The following is a 15,319-nucleotide window of genomic DNA, read 5'->3' as shown; positions in this document are numbered from 1 at the left end:
CGCCGTGCGCGCCACACGATCGACGGTCCACCTCAGCCCGGTGGGCGGATCAGTCCGCCGGGAGCAGGTCGGCGGCACGCGCGGCGACCTGCCGGCCGATCAGGGCGAGCGCGGCGGCGGCGGGCATCGGGGCCAGGGCGCGGCCGTCGCGCAGGCGCAGGGCGAGTGCGCCGTCGGCCGCCTCCCGGGCGCCCAGCACCCCGAGGTACGGGACGCGGCGGCGGGCCGCGTCCCGGACCCGGGCGCCCAGCGAGCCGGCGGTGTCGACCTCGACCCGCAGGCCGGCGTCGACTGCCGCCCGGGCCAGTTCCGCAGCCGCGTCGGCCTGCCCCTCGTCCACCGGCAGCAACACCAACTGGACGGGCGCGTACCAGGCCGGGAACGCGCCCTCGTGCACCTCGATGAGGTACGCGAACAGCCGCTCCATGCTGCCGACCAGGCTGCGGTGCAGCATGACCGGCCGCCGCCGACTGCCGTCGGAACCGGTGTACGACAGATCGAACTTCTCGGGTTTGTCGAAGTCCACCTGGATGGTGGAGATGGTCGACTCGCGGCCTGCCGCGTCGATGATCTGAACGTCGATCTTCGGACCGTAGAAGGCGGCCTCCCCGGGGGCCTCGACGTACTCCACCCCGGCCAGCGCGCCGCGGAGCAGGTCCTCGGCGCGGGCCCACTGGGCGTCGTCGCCGACGTACTTCCCGCCCGGCCCGCGCAGCGACAGCCGGAACCCCGCCGGACGGACGCCGAGCGCGTCGTGCGCGGCGCGCATCAGCCGGAGGATCTCGGCGACCTCCGCGCCGACCTGGTCCGGGGCGCAGAAGGTGTGCGCGTCGTTGAGCGAGATGGCACGCACCCGGGACAGCCCGCCGAGCACGCCGGAGCGCTCCGAGCGGTACATCCCGCCCAGCTCCGCGATCCGCAGCGGCAGCTCCCGGTAGGAGCGGCCCCGGGCGCGGAACACCAGCGCGTGGTGCGGGCAGAGCGCCGGGCGGAGCACGAACTCGTCGTCGGCGCTGAGCCGCATCGGCGGGAACATGTCGTCGGCGAAGTAGCCGAGATGGCCGGAGAGTTCGAAGAGTTCGCGCTTGCCCAGCGGCGGCGAGTAGACGTGCTGGTGGCCGGAGCGGCGCTCCAGGTCCCGGACGTACTCCTCGACGGCGTGCCGGGCGGCGGCGCCGGCCGGCAGCCAGATGGGCAGGCCGGCGCCGGCCAGCGGATCGGAGACGAACAGCTCCAGCTCACGGCCGAGCTTGCGGTGGTCGATCATGTCGGGCTCCTGGATCGGGGACGACCCGGAGGCGACCTGGACACCGAACGCCGCGCGGCCCTCGGGGGCGGATCGCCCCGGGGCCTGGTCGACGGTGGTTACGTCAGAGCGGCACGCCGGGAACACCCGGCGTCGTCGTCATCACTACCGCGCTGCGCATGCGGCGACGGTATCCCTCGGGCGGTCGGGGACGCACCCGGATTTGCGACGGTGGGAGAGGAGGCGGGCCGCCGGCGCGGGACCCGCCGGCGGCCCTGGGCGACCCGAATCGTCAGGAACGGGGGACCCGACGTGCTGGGCCGCGCCGCCCACGGTACGCCGAGAGACGCCGATCCGCCGACCGCCTCGGGCCACTGTGGGACGGCCTCCGAGCCGTCACCCGAGGGCGGTTCGCCTCGTTGGAACGGAGTGGCCCTGTGGTGTCGACGGTCACGACGGGCCGGGGCTGTCCACGGTGACGCCGGACACGTCGTCAGGCTCAAGACACTCAATCGGCCGCATCCGGCGAGGTGGCAGGCGTGCCCGAACTACTGACTGACGTCGCGTCGCCGACGTGGGCGTACCTGGTGCTGCTCGGCCTGCTGATCGCGGACGCCTTCGTACCGGTGATCCCCACCCAGATCGTCATGATCACCAGTGGCGCGCTGACCGTGTACGGCGGCCTCAGCCTGCCGGTCACCATCGCCGTCGGCGCGCTCGGCGTGTTCGCCGGCGACCTCGCCTGCTACCTGCTCGGCCGTGGCGCACCGGACCGCCGGGCGCCCCGGCACGCCGAACCCAGCCGCGCCCGCCGGATGGCGAGCCGGGTCACGCAGGGATTACGCCAACCCGGCCCACTGGTCATCCTGCTCTGCCGGTTCGTGCCCGGCGGGCGCATGGCGGCCTGCTTCTCGGCCGGCCGCAGCCGATATCCGTACCGGCTGTTCGCGCTCTACGAGACGATCGCCGCGCTGGGCTGGGCCACCTACGGGGCGCTGGTCGGGCACCTGGGCGGCACGGCGCTGACCGAGTCGGCCTGGCGGCTGGCCATCATCGCCACCGCCGCGGCGGCCGGCTTCGCCGCGGCCGGATGGGCGATGACAGTGGTCAGCGCCCGCCACGCCCGCACCGCCGCCGGAGCCGACCTCCCGATCGACTGAGCGTCGCGACGGTCGGTGGGGAGATCTTGGACAGTTTCCGTTGTCAGCTAACGGAAACTGTCCAAGATCGCCGCGACCACCAGCGTTCCTAGGGGTGGGGTTTGGGGGCCGAGTCAGTGGCGGTCCCGGATTTGGCTGGGGTGTTGACGGCGACAGGCTGAGGCATGCCTGGAACCCGGAACACCGGTGTGGTGGCCCTCGGCGGGATCGCCGTGGCGGCGCTGCTCACCGTGATCGGCCACCTGGAAGTCAACGACGACCTCAACCCGTGGGCGCTGACCATCAGCGACTTCGCCGTCTCCGACCGGGGCGGCGTCATCGACGTCGCAATGGTCGTGCTGGCCCTCGCCACCGTGGCGGTGATGTACGGCCTGCGCCGTGCCGGCCCGCCGCCGGGGCGGGCGGGCGAGCTGCTACTCGGCGCCTGGGTGGCGGGGCTGCTGCTGGCCGCCGTGGTGCCGACGAACGAGCCGGGCACCGCAATGACGTCCGCCGCCTACGTACACCGGTACGCCTCGGTGGTCGCCTTCCTGGCGCTGCCGGTCGGCGGCTGGCTGCTCGCCCGCCGGCCGGACCTGGACGCCGCCGCCCGGACGCTGCGCACCCTGGCCCTGCTCAGCCTGACCCTGGCGGCGGCGATGGTCTGGTCCGCCTACCCCGGCGACCGCGTGCTGATCGGCCTGGCCGAACGCCTGCTGATCGTCACCGAGGTCGCCGTCCTCGGCACTGTCGCCGTGATCCAGACCCGACGGGTCACTCCAGCTCGTGGAGCATGAGCTGGCGGGCCGCCTCGGTGATCGAGCCGGACAGGCTCGGGTAGATGGTGATCGTCTGCGCCAACTCGTTGACCGTCAGGTTGTTCTCCACAGCCATGGTGATCGGCAGGATCAGCTCGCTGGCCTTCGGGGCGACCACCACGCCGCCCACCACCTGGCCGCTCGCCGGCCGACAGAACAGTTTCACGAAGCCGTCGGACAGGTCGTCCATCTTGGCCCGGGCGTTGCCGGACAGCGGCAGCATCACCTGCCGGGCCGGCACCTTGCCCGCGTCCACCTCGTCCTGCGAGACGCCCACGGTGGCCAGCTCCGGGTCGGTGAAGACGTTCGCCGCGACGGTCCGCAACCGCAGCGGTCGGACGGCCTCACCGAGGGCGTGCCACATCGCGATCCGGCCCTGCATGGCGGCCACGCTCGCCAGCAGCAGCACACCAGTGCAGTCGCCGGCGGCGTAGATGCCCGGCACGTTCGTCCGGGAGACCCGGTCGACAGTGACGTAACCGCCCCGGCCCAGTTCCACGCCGTACTCGGCGAGGCCCAGGTCCGCGGTGTTGGGGATCGAGCCGACAGCGATCAGCGCGTGCGAGCCGGCGACCTTGCGGCCGTCGGACAGCTCCACCTCGACCCCGTCGGCGGTACGCCGGACCGCGTCGGCGCGGGAGTTGTTGAGGATGTTCATGCCGCGGTTGCGGAACACCCGCTCGATCGCCGACGCCGCGTCGGCGTCCTCGTGCGGCATCACCCGGTCCCGGCTGGAGACCAGGGTGACCTCGACCCCCATCGCCAGGTACGCGCTGGCGAACTCGGCGCCGGTCACGCCGGAGCCGACCACGATCAGGTGCTCGGGCAGCTCCGGCAGGTCGTACACCTGGCGCCAGGTCAGGATGCGCTCGCCGTCCGGCACGGCGGTGGGCAACTGGCGGGGTGTCGAGCCGGTGGCCACCAGCACGGTGGACGCGGCGATCGAGTACTCCTCGCCGCCGTCGGCGGGGGTGACGATGACCCGGTGGGTGTGCCCGAGGGCGTCCTCGCCCAGTCGGGCGGTGCCGGCCACGAAGGTGACCCCGGCCTTGAGCAGCTTGGCGTGGATGTCGGACGACTGCGCCAGCGCCAGGCGCTTGACCCGCTCGTGGACGGCCTGCGCGTCGACGGTGACCGCCTCGAGGCCGTCCGAGTGCACCCCGAACTCCTCGGTGTCCCGGTAACCGGTGACCACCTGGGAACTGGCGATGAACGTCTTCGACGGTACGCAGTCGGAGAGCACGCAGGCCCCGCCCGCGCCGTCGGCCTCGACCACGGTGACATCGGCGTCCAGTTGGGCGGCGACCAGCGCCGCCTCGTACCCGGCCGGCCCACCGCCGATGATCACGATCCGGCTCACAGCGCCATCCTTTCGCTCGCGACTGCGGGGCTCCGCTGCGCTGCACTCCTCGCGCTCACCACGTTCGCCCTTCGTTGATGCTCACAGTGACTTTCTTCTCCCGAACGCGTCCGACACGCACAGTCGTATTCTCCCCCACCGGCCCGCCGGGCTATCGTCATCGCCGTGCGTCATCACGCCGCCTACGGCTCAAACCTCGACCCGGCCCGGATGCGGGCCTACTGCCCGCACTCGCCCATGGTGGGCACCGGCTGGCTGGAGGGGTGGCGGCTGACCTTCGCCGGGGAGGACGTCATCGGCTGGGAGGGCGCGGTGAGCACCGTCGTCGAGTCCCCCGGCGACCGGGTGTTCGTGGCGATCTACGACATCCACCCGTACGACGCCGCCCAGCTCGACGAGATCGAGGGCGTGACCGCCGGCACGTACCGGCGGCTGACCGTCCGGGTCTCGACCCTCGACGGCGACGTGACCGCGTGGATCTACGTGTTCGACGGGTACGAGGGTGGCCTGCCGACCTCCTGGTACCTGTCCGAGATCGCGAACGCCGCCGAGAAGGCGGGTGCGCCGGACGACTACGTCACCGAGCTGCGGTCCCGTCCCACCGGCACCGCGTCCCCGTAGCGCGTATCCCACGCCCCCAGTCTGCAACCGCCGCCGACCCGACTGCCCGCCGGCCCCGGCCGGGGTCGTCAATCACACACCGGCGGCGGGGACGACCCGCTCGTACATGTCGGTCCACAGGGTCTCCCGCAGGCCGACCGACTCGTACAGCGACAGCGGGGTGGTCGGGTTGGTGAGGTCCACGCCCAGACCGGCCGACTCCCGCCCCTTCGCCGCGTAGCTGGCGAACGCGCGGCGCAGCAGCGCCGCACCGACACCCCGCCGGCGGTACGCGGGCAGCACCGACAGACTCTTCACCCAGCCCTGTTGCTGGTCGAGCGCCTGGTCGGAGGACTGCAGGGCACCGGCGAGCACCCCGTCGACCTCGGCGACGAACCACTCGTCCCAGGCTGTCACGTCACCGATCCGGGCCCGCCACCGCTCGTACGACAGCGGCTCGTGATCCGGGGTGTCGCCGAACGCGACGTCGTGGATCCGGTGGAACTCCCGCAGCTCGGCCTCGTCGTCCGGGCGGACCGGCCGCACCGTGACCCCGGGCGGCGGTGACGGCTCGGTCGGCAGGTCGGCCAACGGCCGGCGCATCCGGACGTACCGCTTGGCCACGGTGAACCCGGCGGCGCGCAGGTTCCGGGCCCAGTCGCGTTCCGGGGCGAACACCGCGCACCGGACGGTGAGCGCCGGCAGTCGCCGCTCGGCGGCCCGTTCGGCGACCCGGTCGAGCTGCCGGGCCAGCAGTGGCGCGCGGAGGGTGGCGGCCTGCTCCGGGTCGACGTAGATCTCCACGAACTCCCGGCCGACCCCGGTCGGGTTGTCCACCGTCGCCCAGGCGACCACTGTGCCGTCCGGGTCGAGCGCCAGCCAGGAGTCCCGGGTCGGGTCGAAGTAGGGGGCCGTCAGCGACTGCTCGACGTCCTCGGCGTCGAAGTCGGGATGGCCGATGGCGAAGGTGTCGGCCGCGTGCACCACCGCGAGGATCGCCGGCACGTCGTCGAGGGTGGGGCGGCGTGTGGTCCAGCCGGCGGGAAGAGTCACGGCAGAAGATCCTGGCAGCAGCTGGCCGACGACGCCGCCTATTTTCGCCCCGGCCGCTCAGCCGGCGAGGCCGGCGCGGGTGCGGTGCAGCAGCTCCACCAGCTCGGCGCCGTCGGCGGGGCCGAGCGCCGCGAACGCCGGCGCGGCCAGCCGGTTGGTCACCGCCTCCGCCCAGAGCCGCCGACGCACCAAGGGCCCCACCGGCGGGTACGGCGGCGGCCAACCGCACGCCCCCGCGCCGGCCTCCCCCTCCGGCCCGGCCAGCACCGCATCCAGCGGGGTCATCCCGGCCGCGCGCACCGCCAGCAGATAGGCGCCGGTGAAGTGTTCCCGCAGCAGTCGCAGCCCGGCGGCGCTCCGGGCGCCCGGGGAGAGATCCGGCAGCGGCATGGCCCGCCACGCGGCGAAGAGCGGCATGCCGCTGGCGTCCGCGGCGGCCACCGCCCGCTCGACGAGGCCGGCCAGGCGCTCGGCCCCCGGCTGCACCGCCAGCTGCTGCGTCCCCCATCGGCAGCACTCGACGAGGCTCGCGGCGGCCACCTCGGCCGGCCGCAGGACCCGGGCGGCGGCGTCCCAGCCGTCGGCGACCGCGTCGGGTGCGACGAAGCCGATGGCCGCCGCGGCCGTCTCCGCCCGTACGTCACCGAGTGCGCCGGCCCGGCCGGAGATGTAGAAGGCCCAGCCGGAGATGCCGAGCTGCCGGGCCCGGCGCAGCGTGCTCGGGCACCTGCTGAACCCGTCGCCGAGGTCGAGGATGACGGGTTTGCTGGCGGCGGCGATCTGCTCCGGCGTCATCGAGGCGCCGCCCGTGGGGGTCGCGGCACGGCGACGGCGCTCCGGTCGGGGACGGCTGGCCCCGGACGGCCCACTCGCTCGTCGTCGTCCATCGATGGTCAGTCTGCCGCGCCACCGCCCGCGTCCGCATCCCCCTCTTCGGCCGCCAGTGCCTCGACGGCGGCCTCGACCTCGCCCGAGCGCCGCCGGGCCACCGTCACCGCCCGCTCGGCCGCCCGCCGGGCCAGCTTGGCGCGGCTGAGGTCCTGCTCGGCGACCGCCCGCCGTCGCTCCAGCTCGGCCAGCTCGGTCTCGATCCCGTCGAGAACGGCGACGCCGTCGCGTTCCTGCCCGGTCGCCTCGGTCAACTCGTCCTCGGCCCGCTGCTGGTCGGCCCGGGCGCGGTCCAGCTCGCGGTCCAGTGCCCGGCGGCGTCGGGCCCGCTCGGCCCGAGCCGCCCGCTGGGCCGCGCGCTCGGCCTGCGCGGCCCGCTCCCCGGCCCGGTCGGGGGCGGCGTCGCGGCCCTCGCGCTGAACGCCCGGCCGGCGGGCCGGGCGCCTGGCCTCCGGCTCCTGTTCCTCGTCGCCGGTGACCAGCCGCAGCTGCGGTCGGGGCACCTCACCGAAGCCGGCGTAGGTGGCCGAGCGGAGCAGGCGCCCGGTCCGGACCTGCTCGGCGACCTCGGCGTCGGAGAGCGCCGCGTTCAGGGTCGCCTCCACCTCGGCCAGTGGCAGTCGGCCGGCCGGCGGCGCCTCCGGCTCGGCGGCGGCGAGCTTACGGACCTCGGCGACCAGGGCGCCGACCACCGCCCGGCGTTGGGCGGACAGCTCCCGCAGTCGGGGCCCGCGCAGCTCCCGCTGAGCGGCCCGTAGGGCATCGGCGAGCTGGACCAGGTCGGCCACCAGCTCGGGACGTCGGATGGCGAGCAGGTTCACCAGCCAGGCGGCGACCGTGGGGCGACGCAGCCGGGCCAGCTCCCGGGCGGTGGCCGGGTCGCCGGCCCGGCGGGCCTCGGCCACCGCGGCGTCCCGGGCGGCCACGAACCGGTCCGGTGGAGTGCGGTAGAGCTGCTGCACCAGCTCCGCGGAGGGGCCCGGCATCGCGTCAGACGTCCACCCGGCTACCGGGCTCCAGGCGCTGGTAGTCGGTGCCGGACAGCGCGGCGTACTGCCGGTCGAGCACGGCCAGCCCGTTGTCGTTGAGCAACGCGTCGTGCAGGGCGTACGCGCGCCGCGGTGCGACCGCCCGGATGAAGTCGACCACCTCGGAGAACTTCGACCAGGGGGCGTGGATCGGCGCGAACAGCGTGTCGACGGGCGTCTCGTCGGGCACGACCAGGGAGTCACCCGGGTGGTAGACCACGTCGTTGATCAGGTAGCCGAGGTTGTCCACCACCGGCAGGTCGGGGTGGATCACGGCGTGCCGCCCGCCGTACGCGCGGATGGCGACCCCGGCGGCGGTGAACGACTCACCGGGGCTGACCGGACGCAACGCCTCGGCCGCGTCCCCCAGAGCCTCGGCGAGCGAGGCGGGCCCGTGGATCGGAAACGGCTGCCGGTCCAGTTGCAGGCGCACCGCGGCGAGGTCGAGGTGGTCGGGGTGTTGGTGGGTGATCAGCACCGCGTCCGCACCGTCCAACGCCGTCGCGGGGTCGCTGAACATCCCGGGGTCGACGACGAGCACTCCCCCGTCGTGTTCCACCCGGAGGCAGGAGTGGGCGTACTTGGTGAGCCGCATCGTGACTCCTCCACTATCGAATCGTGATGTCCTGAGCGCAGTCTGCCGGAACCAGTCGGCGGGCGCGTCGCGTCCGAGCTATCGCACCGAAGCTGACGACGATGGGAGCGGGGATGGACCGACGAACAGGACGACGCCGTGGCGCACTACTGGCGGCGGGCACACTTGCGGCGGCGCTGGCCCTGACGGGGTGCGGTGCCGAGGACAGCGGATCGGCGGACTCGGCAGCTCCGGCGGCCAAGGCGCCGGCCGAGGCGGGCGGGGCGGCCGACCGGGGCAGCGGCACGGACGCGGCGGGGGCGGCCGGGGCCGGCGCTCCGGACCTGCGGGTCGACCAGCGGGCGATCATCTACACCGGATCGATGCGGGTGCAGGTTGCCAATGTGGACGCCGCCGCGAGTGAGGTGAGCGCCGTGGTCACCCGCGCCGGTGGTTTCATCGGCGGCGACCAGCGGCGCAGCGCCGACGCCGACGCCGTGGCGGAGTTGCAGCTGCGCGTGCCTGCGGCGAAGTTCTCCGGGGTCGTGGAGGAGGTCGCGAAGCTCGGCCGGCAGGAGAGCCGGGAGATCAACACCCAGGACGTCACCGAGGAGACCGTCGACCTGGAGGCCCGGATCATCAGTCAGCGGGCGCGCGTGGACAGCGCGCGACGGCTGCTCGCCCGTGCCAACTCGATCACCGACCTGGTGTCGTTGGAGAACGAGTTGGGTCGCCGGGAGGCGGACCTGGCCTCGCTGGAGGCCAAGAAGCGTCGGCTGGCAGACCTGACCGCGTTGTCCACGATCACGGTGTCGCTGGCCGGGCCGGCGGTGAAGACCAGCGAGGAGAAGGCCGAGACGGGCTTCCTGGTCGGGCTCAAGGGCGGCTGGAAGGCGTTCGTCACCTCGATGACGATCCTGCTCACCGTCCTGGGCGCGCTGCTGCCGTGGCTGGTGGCGTTCGGCGTACCGCTGGCGATCCTGCTGGTGGTGCTGGGCCGGCGCCGGAAGACGCCGGCCCTGGTCGCTCCGGTCAGTGCGCAGCCGCCAGTGCCCGCAGCGCGGTCTGCACCATGACGCGTACGCCGGCCGGGATGGCCCGCTCGTCCACGTCGAAGGACGCGCGGTGCAGGTCGACGTTGGGCCCGGAACGGCCCACGCCGAGGCGGGCGAGTGCGCCGGGGACGTACTCCAGATACCAGGAGAAGTCCTCGCCGCCCATGCTCTGGGGTGTCTCGGCGATCCCCTCCGGCCCGAGCGCGGCGCCGGTGGCGGCGGTCAGCACCTGGATCGCCCGGGCGTCGTTGCTCACCGGCGGCCGGCCGCGCAGGTACTCCAGGTCGACGGTGGCGCCGGTCGGGGCGATCACGTCCCGCACGACCTGAGCCACGATCTTGGGAGCCTGCTCCCAGGTGTCGCGGTCCATGACGCGCAGCGTGCCCGAGGCGGACGCCTCGGAGGGGATGACGTTGTAACGGGTGCCGGCCGAGGCGTGGCCGAACACCAGCAGCAGCCCGCTGTTGGCCGGCACCCTGCGGCTGACCAGGGCCGGCACCTCGGTGATCAGCCGGCCGAGGGCGTCGACCAGGTCGACGGTCAGGTGCGGGCGGGCGGTGTGCCCGCCCGGCCCGGAGAGCCGGACGGTGACGTTGTCGGCGGCCGCGGTGATCGGGCCGACCCGCAGCCCGACCTGGCCCACCGGCAGGTTCGGGTCGCAGTGCAGCGCGAAGATCTGCACGACGTCGTCCAGGCCGCCGGCCTCGATGACCTCCAGCGAACCGCAGGGCAGGATCTCCTCGGCCGGCTGGAAGATGAGCCGGACCCGGCCGTCCAGCTCGCCGAGGTCGGCGAGCTGGGCCAGCAGCATGCCGACCCCGAGCAGGATCGAGGTGTGCACGTCGTGGCCGCAGGCGTGGCAGACGCCGTCGACTGTCGAGCGGTACGGCACGTCCTTGGGGTCGTCGAGCGGCAGGGCGTCGATGTCGGCGCGCAGGGCGATGATCGGGCCGTCGGGACGGCCGTTGACGTCGCAGATCACGCCGTTGCCCTTGGGCAGCAGCCGAGGGTGCAGACCGGCCAGGGAGAGCTCCCGGGCGATGAGGGCCGCCGTCTCGAACTCCGTACCGGACAACTCGGGGTGCGAGTGGAGGTGACGGCGCGTGGCGATGAGCCCCGGTACCCGAAGGGCGAGGAGGTGGTCCAGGTCGCGGGGCAGGGGCTGGGACCCGGGCGGAGTCTCCGGCCAGGACGACGCCAGCTGGCCGCCCGTGGGCAGCGTCAACGCACTCGTCACGTCGAATTCTCGATCACTAGAGATGGATGGATCATCGGGGACAGCAGACAGCCTAGACCTCCGGCGGTGACGCTGCGCAACCTCGTTACGGTGATGATCGGACCGCGTAGCGTCACGTATGCCCTGCTGAGGGCGCTCGTCAAGGTGCGGGACCGCAGGTAGATCGCGTTCGAACGCCGTCATCTGCCCCCTCACCTCCTACAACGCGTAACCAGACCGGGTGGCCACGAATCGCATTGCGGCCCATCTGCCCACTCCGCGAATTGTCGCATTAGTCGGGGTGATGAACTGACACTCCGACAATAAGACGACCACGCTCCGCAACGGGCCGGACAGGACGCTCACATACGTCCGCCCAGCCCGACCGCACACCGTGTGCGTCACAGGGCGCGCATCCCGTCGGCGTACCCGCAAACCCGGGTAGGCACACCCGGGGCGTTTCCCCCTCAGAACCGGTCGGTGGGCCGGTACAGCCCCCATACCTCGCGCAGCGTCCCGCAGACCTCGCCCACCGTGGCCCGGGCCCGCAGCGCCTCCTTCATCGGGTAGAGCACGTTGTCCGAGCCCTCGGCGGCGGCCCGCAGCTCGGCGAGGGCACGCGTCACCGCGTCGGCGTCCCGCTCGGCGCGCAGCCGGGCCAGCTTCTCGGCCTGCGCGGCCTCGATCGCCGGGTCGACCCGCAGCGGCTCGTACGGCTCCTCCTCGTCGATCGTGAACCGGTTGAGCCCCACCACCACCCGCTCGCTGGAGTCGATCTCCTGGGCGATCCGGTACGCGGACTGTTCGATCTCCCGCTTCTGGAACCCGGCCTCGATCGCGTCGACGGCCGAGCCGTGGTCGGCCACCCGCTCCATCAACTCCACGGCGGCGGCCTCGATCTCGGCGGTCATCGCCTCCACCACGTACGAGCCGGCGAACGGGTCGACGGTGGCGGTCAGGTCCGTCTCGTACGCCAGCACCTGCTGGGTGCGCAGCGCGAGGCGGGCGGCCTTCTCGGTGGGCAGCGCGATCGCCTCGTCGAAGCTGTTGGTGTGCAGCGACTGGGTGCCGCCGAGCACCGCGGCCAGGCCCTGCACCGCGACGCGGACCAGGTTCACCTCCGGCTGCTGGGCGGTGAGCTGCACACCTGCGGTCTGGGTGTGGAAGCGCAGCATCATCGACTTCGGATCCTTGGCGCCGAAGTCGTCGTGCATCAGCCGGGCCCAGATCCGCCGGGCGGCGCGGAACTTCGCCACCTCCTCCAGCAGCGTCGTGCGGGCCACGAAGAAGAACGACAGCCGGGGCGCGAAGTCGTCCACCGCGAGCCCGGCGGCCAGCGCGGCCCGGACGTACTCGACGCCGTTGGCCAGGGTGAACGCGATCTCCTGCGCGGGCGTCGCGCCGGCCTCGGCCATGTGGTAGCCGGAGATGGAGATCGTGTTCCACTTCGGCACCTCCTTGCGGCAGTACGCGAAGGTGTCGGCGACCAGCCGCAGCGACGGCTTCGGCGGGAAGATGTACGTCCCGCGGGCGATGTACTCCTTCAGGATGTCGTTCTGGATGGTGCCGTTGAGCGCCGAGCCCGGCACCCCGTTCTCCTCGGCGACGAGTTGGTAGAGCAGCAGCAGCACCGAGCCGGGGGCGTTGATCGTCATCGAGGTGGACACCTTGTCCAGTGGAATGTCGGCGAAGAGCAGCCGCATGTCCTCGATGGAGTCGATGGCGACGCCGACCTTGCCGACCTCGCCGTGCGCGATCGGGTCGTCGGAGTCGTACCCCATCTGGGTCGGCAGGTCGAAGGCGACCGAGAGACCCATGGTGCCGGCCCGCAACAACTGGTGGTAACGCGCGTTGGACTCGGTGGCGGTGCCGAAGCCGGCGTACTGGCGCATGGTCCACGGACGGGAGGTGTACATCGTGGGGTACACCCCCCGGGTGTACGGGAACTCGCCCGGGCCGCCCAGCCGGGAGTCCAGGTCCTCCGGAAGGTCGGCCGCCGTGTAGACGCCCTTGATCGGGAAACCGGACTCGCTTGACCGCCGTTCGCTCATCCCCGGATGGTAGGACGCGCCGGCTCATCGCCGGGTGAGGGATACCGCACAGTGCGTCCCGACACCTCGACGGGAGGTGAACGGTTGGGCACGATCTGTGGACTTCGGTAAACGTCCGCCGCGTCGGCTTTCGCATCGGGCGTCGGAACCAGCAAGATAGGGGGGTTGTGTCCCAGCCCCCCTCGATTTCCCCCGGTGGCTTTTCTGTGACTCAGATCCCGACGTGGAGCGGCGGACAGGTAAGTCCCGCCAGCGGACGAGCAGCGCCCGGCACCACAATTGGTGACCGGTACTCGCTGCGGTCCGCGGTGGGCAACGGCGGTATGGGCACGGTGTGGCGTGCCACAGACACCCTGCTCCGCCGCGACGTGGCGGTGAAGGAGGTCGTCCTTCCCCCGGGCCTGGCGCCCAGCGACCGTGACGCCATGTACGAGCGGACGCTGCGCGAGGCCCGCGCCGCCGCGGCCATCCAGCACCCCGCCGTGGTGCAGGTGTACGACGTGGTCACCGAGGCCGGTCGGCCGTGGATCGTGATGGAGCTGCTGGACGCCCGCAGCCTCGCCGACATGGTCATCGAGGACGGCCCGGTCGCGCCCCGCGCGGTCGCCAAGATCGGCATCGCGCTGCTCGGCGCGCTGGAGGTCGCGCACGCGATCGGCGTGCTGCACCGCGACGTCAAGCCGGCCAATGTGCTGATCTGCACCGACGGGCGCTGCGTGCTCACCGACTTCGGTGTCGCCCGGATGCCCACCGACGTGCAGCTCACCACCCCCGGCATGGTGCTCGGCTCACCGCACTTCATCTCGCCCGAGCGGGCCATGGGCCAGGAGTTCGGTCCGCCGAGCGACCTCTTCTCGCTGGGCGTGACGCTCTACACCGCCGTCGAGGGGCGTCCGCCGTTCGACAAGGGCGACCCGATCGAGACCATGCACGCCGTCGTCGAGGACCCGCCGGCCCCGCCGCAGCGCAGCGGCCCCCTGACCCGGGTGCTGATGGGTCTGCTGGAGAAGGACCCGGCCCGCCGACTGGACGTGCACACCTCCCGGGGAATGCTGCGCGAACTGCTCGCCGGCCCGCTGGGCAGCACCGCCACCGCCGTGCACTCGGTCACCGACCCGTACGCCGTGGTGCCCGTGCAGCAGCGCCCGGCGCCCGTCCACACGCCGGCCCAGCCGGAGCCGAAGCCGGACAACCAGATCGGCGGCCGGGCCATGCTGGCCCCGGACGAGTCGCTCACCGACCGGCTGGCCGCGCTGCGCCGGGGCGAACGCCCGCAGCCGGCCAGCGCGGCCGCCACCGCTGCCGCCGCGCTGGACGAGACCAGCGCGGACGCGCTCGCCGGTCCGCTGCACACGCCGACCGGTGCGATGCCCACCCCGGGCCGTCCCGCCGCCGGGCGCACCTACGGCGGCAGCGCGGACGCCACCCAGCGGGTGGACGCCGGGGCGCACCCCGACGCCACCCAGCGGGTCACCTACGGCAGCCGGCCCGACGCCACGCAGCAGGTCGGCTACGGTGGGCCCGACGCCACCCAGCGCATCGGCGGCAGCACCTACGGCGGCGGCAACCAGTGGTCGGTGCCGGGCACCGGCCAGCCCTGGACGACACCGTCGACCGCTTCGGGCGGCGGCGCCCTGGACAAGGTCCGCGCCACCGGGGGCCAGCTCGTCACCACGGTGAAGGGCTGGCCGCGCAAGGTGCAGCTCGCCGCGGCGGGCGGCCTGGCCGTGGTGCTGCTGATCAGCATCGTGGCGCTCTCCAGTGGCGACGATCCCGCCCCGAGCACCCCGCAGGCGCAGCCCACCGCGTCCGCGCCCGCCTCCTCGGGGGTCGAGATGCAGGAGCACGCGGCCCGCGGCATCCAGGTCATGGTGCCCAAGGGCTGGAAGAAGGCCACCGGCGGCTCGTACACCGACTACATCGACCCGGACGACAGCGGCCGCAAGGTGCGCATCATCACCGAGAAGTGGTCCAGCAGCTCCACCCGGTGGGCCGAGACCGCCGAGAACGGCCTCAAGACCCGGAGCACCTCCTGCGTAAAGCCGTACGCGCAGGTCGCCTCGACGGAGACCAAGCTGGCCGACAAGCCGGCCGCCGAATTCGAGTACACCTGCGGCGCGGGCGACACCATGCGGCACGGCATCTGGCGCGGCGTGGCGCAGGACGGCAAGGCGTACTCGTTCTACCTCACCGCGAACGACGCCAAGTTCGCCGAGAGCAAGCCGATCTTCGACGAGATGGTGCGCACGTTCCAGCTCACCGGCGACGGCTGAGCCGAGGGAACCGACAGC

General features: G+C 73.0%; 13 protein-coding genes. 5 read left to right on the top strand and 8 right to left on the bottom strand.

Annotated elements, in window-relative coordinates; all coding sequences use genetic code 11:
- Positions 1 to 49: 49 nt before the first annotated feature.
- Positions 50 to 1,267: a threonine--tRNA ligase gene (gene thrS / locus B0E54_RS20965; protein ID WP_234587367.1), complete on the bottom strand. Its 1,218-nt coding sequence runs from the start codon at positions 1,265 to 1,267 to the stop codon at positions 50 to 52.
- Between the two features lie 518 nt (positions 1,268 to 1,785).
- On the opposite strand from thrS, the gene B0E54_RS20960 reads away from it, so the two are divergent.
- A complete protein-coding gene (locus B0E54_RS20960) occupies positions 1,786 to 2,406 on the top strand; it encodes a DedA family protein (protein WP_234587364.1) in 621 nt (206 codons plus the stop codon).
- 164 nt (positions 2,407 to 2,570) lie between these two features.
- Positions 2,571 to 3,182: a DUF998 domain-containing protein gene (locus B0E54_RS20955; protein ID WP_234587362.1), complete on the top strand. Its 612-nt coding sequence runs from the start codon at positions 2,571 to 2,573 to the stop codon at positions 3,180 to 3,182.
- Here the strand turns inward: B0E54_RS20955 and B0E54_RS20950 are convergent.
- Complete coding sequence (locus B0E54_RS20950) at positions 3,160 to 4,563, bottom strand: NAD(P)H-quinone dehydrogenase (RefSeq protein ID WP_234587359.1); 1,404 nt, start codon at positions 4,561 to 4,563, stop codon at positions 3,160 to 3,162. The genes B0E54_RS20955 and B0E54_RS20950 overlap by 23 nt on opposite strands.
- A 165-nt stretch (positions 4,564 to 4,728) precedes the next feature.
- Between B0E54_RS20950 and B0E54_RS20945 the strand changes: the two genes are divergently transcribed.
- Positions 4,729 to 5,184: a gamma-glutamylcyclotransferase gene (locus B0E54_RS20945; RefSeq protein ID WP_234587356.1), complete on the top strand. Its 456-nt coding sequence runs from the start codon at positions 4,729 to 4,731 to the stop codon at positions 5,182 to 5,184.
- 72 nt (positions 5,185 to 5,256) lie between these two features.
- Here B0E54_RS20945 and B0E54_RS20940 read toward each other — a convergent pair whose 3' ends face one another.
- The 4 genes from B0E54_RS20940 to B0E54_RS20925 form a co-directional block, all read right to left on the bottom strand.
- Entirely contained in the window at positions 5,257 to 6,216 is a 960-nt protein-coding gene (locus B0E54_RS20940; RefSeq protein ID WP_234587353.1) for a GNAT family N-acetyltransferase, read from the bottom strand.
- Between the two features lie 57 nt (positions 6,217 to 6,273).
- The gene (locus B0E54_RS20935) at positions 6,274 to 7,011 is read right to left on the bottom strand and encodes a hypothetical protein (protein ID WP_234587351.1); all 738 of its coding nucleotides are present in this window, start codon (positions 7,009 to 7,011) and stop codon (positions 6,274 to 6,276) included.
- Between the two features lie 98 nt (positions 7,012 to 7,109).
- On the bottom strand, positions 7,110 to 8,090 hold the full coding sequence (locus tag B0E54_RS20930; RefSeq protein ID WP_234587349.1) for a hypothetical protein: 981 nt from the start codon (positions 8,088 to 8,090) through the stop codon (positions 7,110 to 7,112).
- Positions 8,091 to 8,094: 4 nt separating this feature from the next.
- On the bottom strand, positions 8,095 to 8,727 hold the full coding sequence (locus B0E54_RS20925; RefSeq protein ID WP_234587346.1) for an MBL fold metallo-hydrolase: 633 nt from the start codon (positions 8,725 to 8,727) through the stop codon (positions 8,095 to 8,097).
- Positions 8,728 to 8,819: 92 nt separating this feature from the next.
- Between B0E54_RS20925 and B0E54_RS20920 the strand changes: the two genes are divergently transcribed.
- A complete protein-coding gene (locus B0E54_RS20920) occupies positions 8,820 to 9,782 on the top strand; it encodes a DUF4349 domain-containing protein (protein ID WP_234587407.1) in 963 nt (320 codons plus the stop codon).
- On the opposite strand, the gene B0E54_RS20915 is transcribed toward B0E54_RS20920, so the two are convergent.
- Together B0E54_RS20915 and B0E54_RS20910 are read right to left on the bottom strand one after the other, a co-directional pair.
- Positions 9,739 to 10,998: an amidohydrolase gene (locus B0E54_RS20915; RefSeq protein WP_234587344.1), complete on the bottom strand. Its 1,260-nt coding sequence runs from the start codon at positions 10,996 to 10,998 to the stop codon at positions 9,739 to 9,741. The two genes, B0E54_RS20920 and B0E54_RS20915, sit on opposite strands and share 44 nt — an antisense overlap.
- Before the next feature lie 446 nt (positions 10,999 to 11,444).
- Complete coding sequence (locus tag B0E54_RS20910) at positions 11,445 to 13,028, bottom strand: methylmalonyl-CoA mutase (RefSeq protein WP_234587342.1); 1,584 nt, start codon at positions 13,026 to 13,028, stop codon at positions 11,445 to 11,447.
- Positions 13,029 to 13,234: 206 nt separating this feature from the next.
- Between B0E54_RS20910 and B0E54_RS20905 the strand changes: the two genes are divergently transcribed.
- Positions 13,235 to 15,301, top strand: a complete 2,067-nt coding sequence (locus B0E54_RS20905; RefSeq protein WP_234587340.1) for a serine/threonine-protein kinase — start codon at positions 13,235 to 13,237, stop codon at positions 15,299 to 15,301.
- The last annotated feature ends 18 nt before the right edge of the window (positions 15,302 to 15,319 follow it).

It is taken from the genome of Micromonospora sp. MH99 (assembly GCF_021442385.1).
Taxonomy (GTDB): domain Bacteria; phylum Actinomycetota; class Actinomycetes; order Mycobacteriales; family Micromonosporaceae; genus Micromonospora.
Note: the sequence above shows the minus strand (reverse complement) of the source record. Positions and strands in the feature narration are given on the sequence as shown.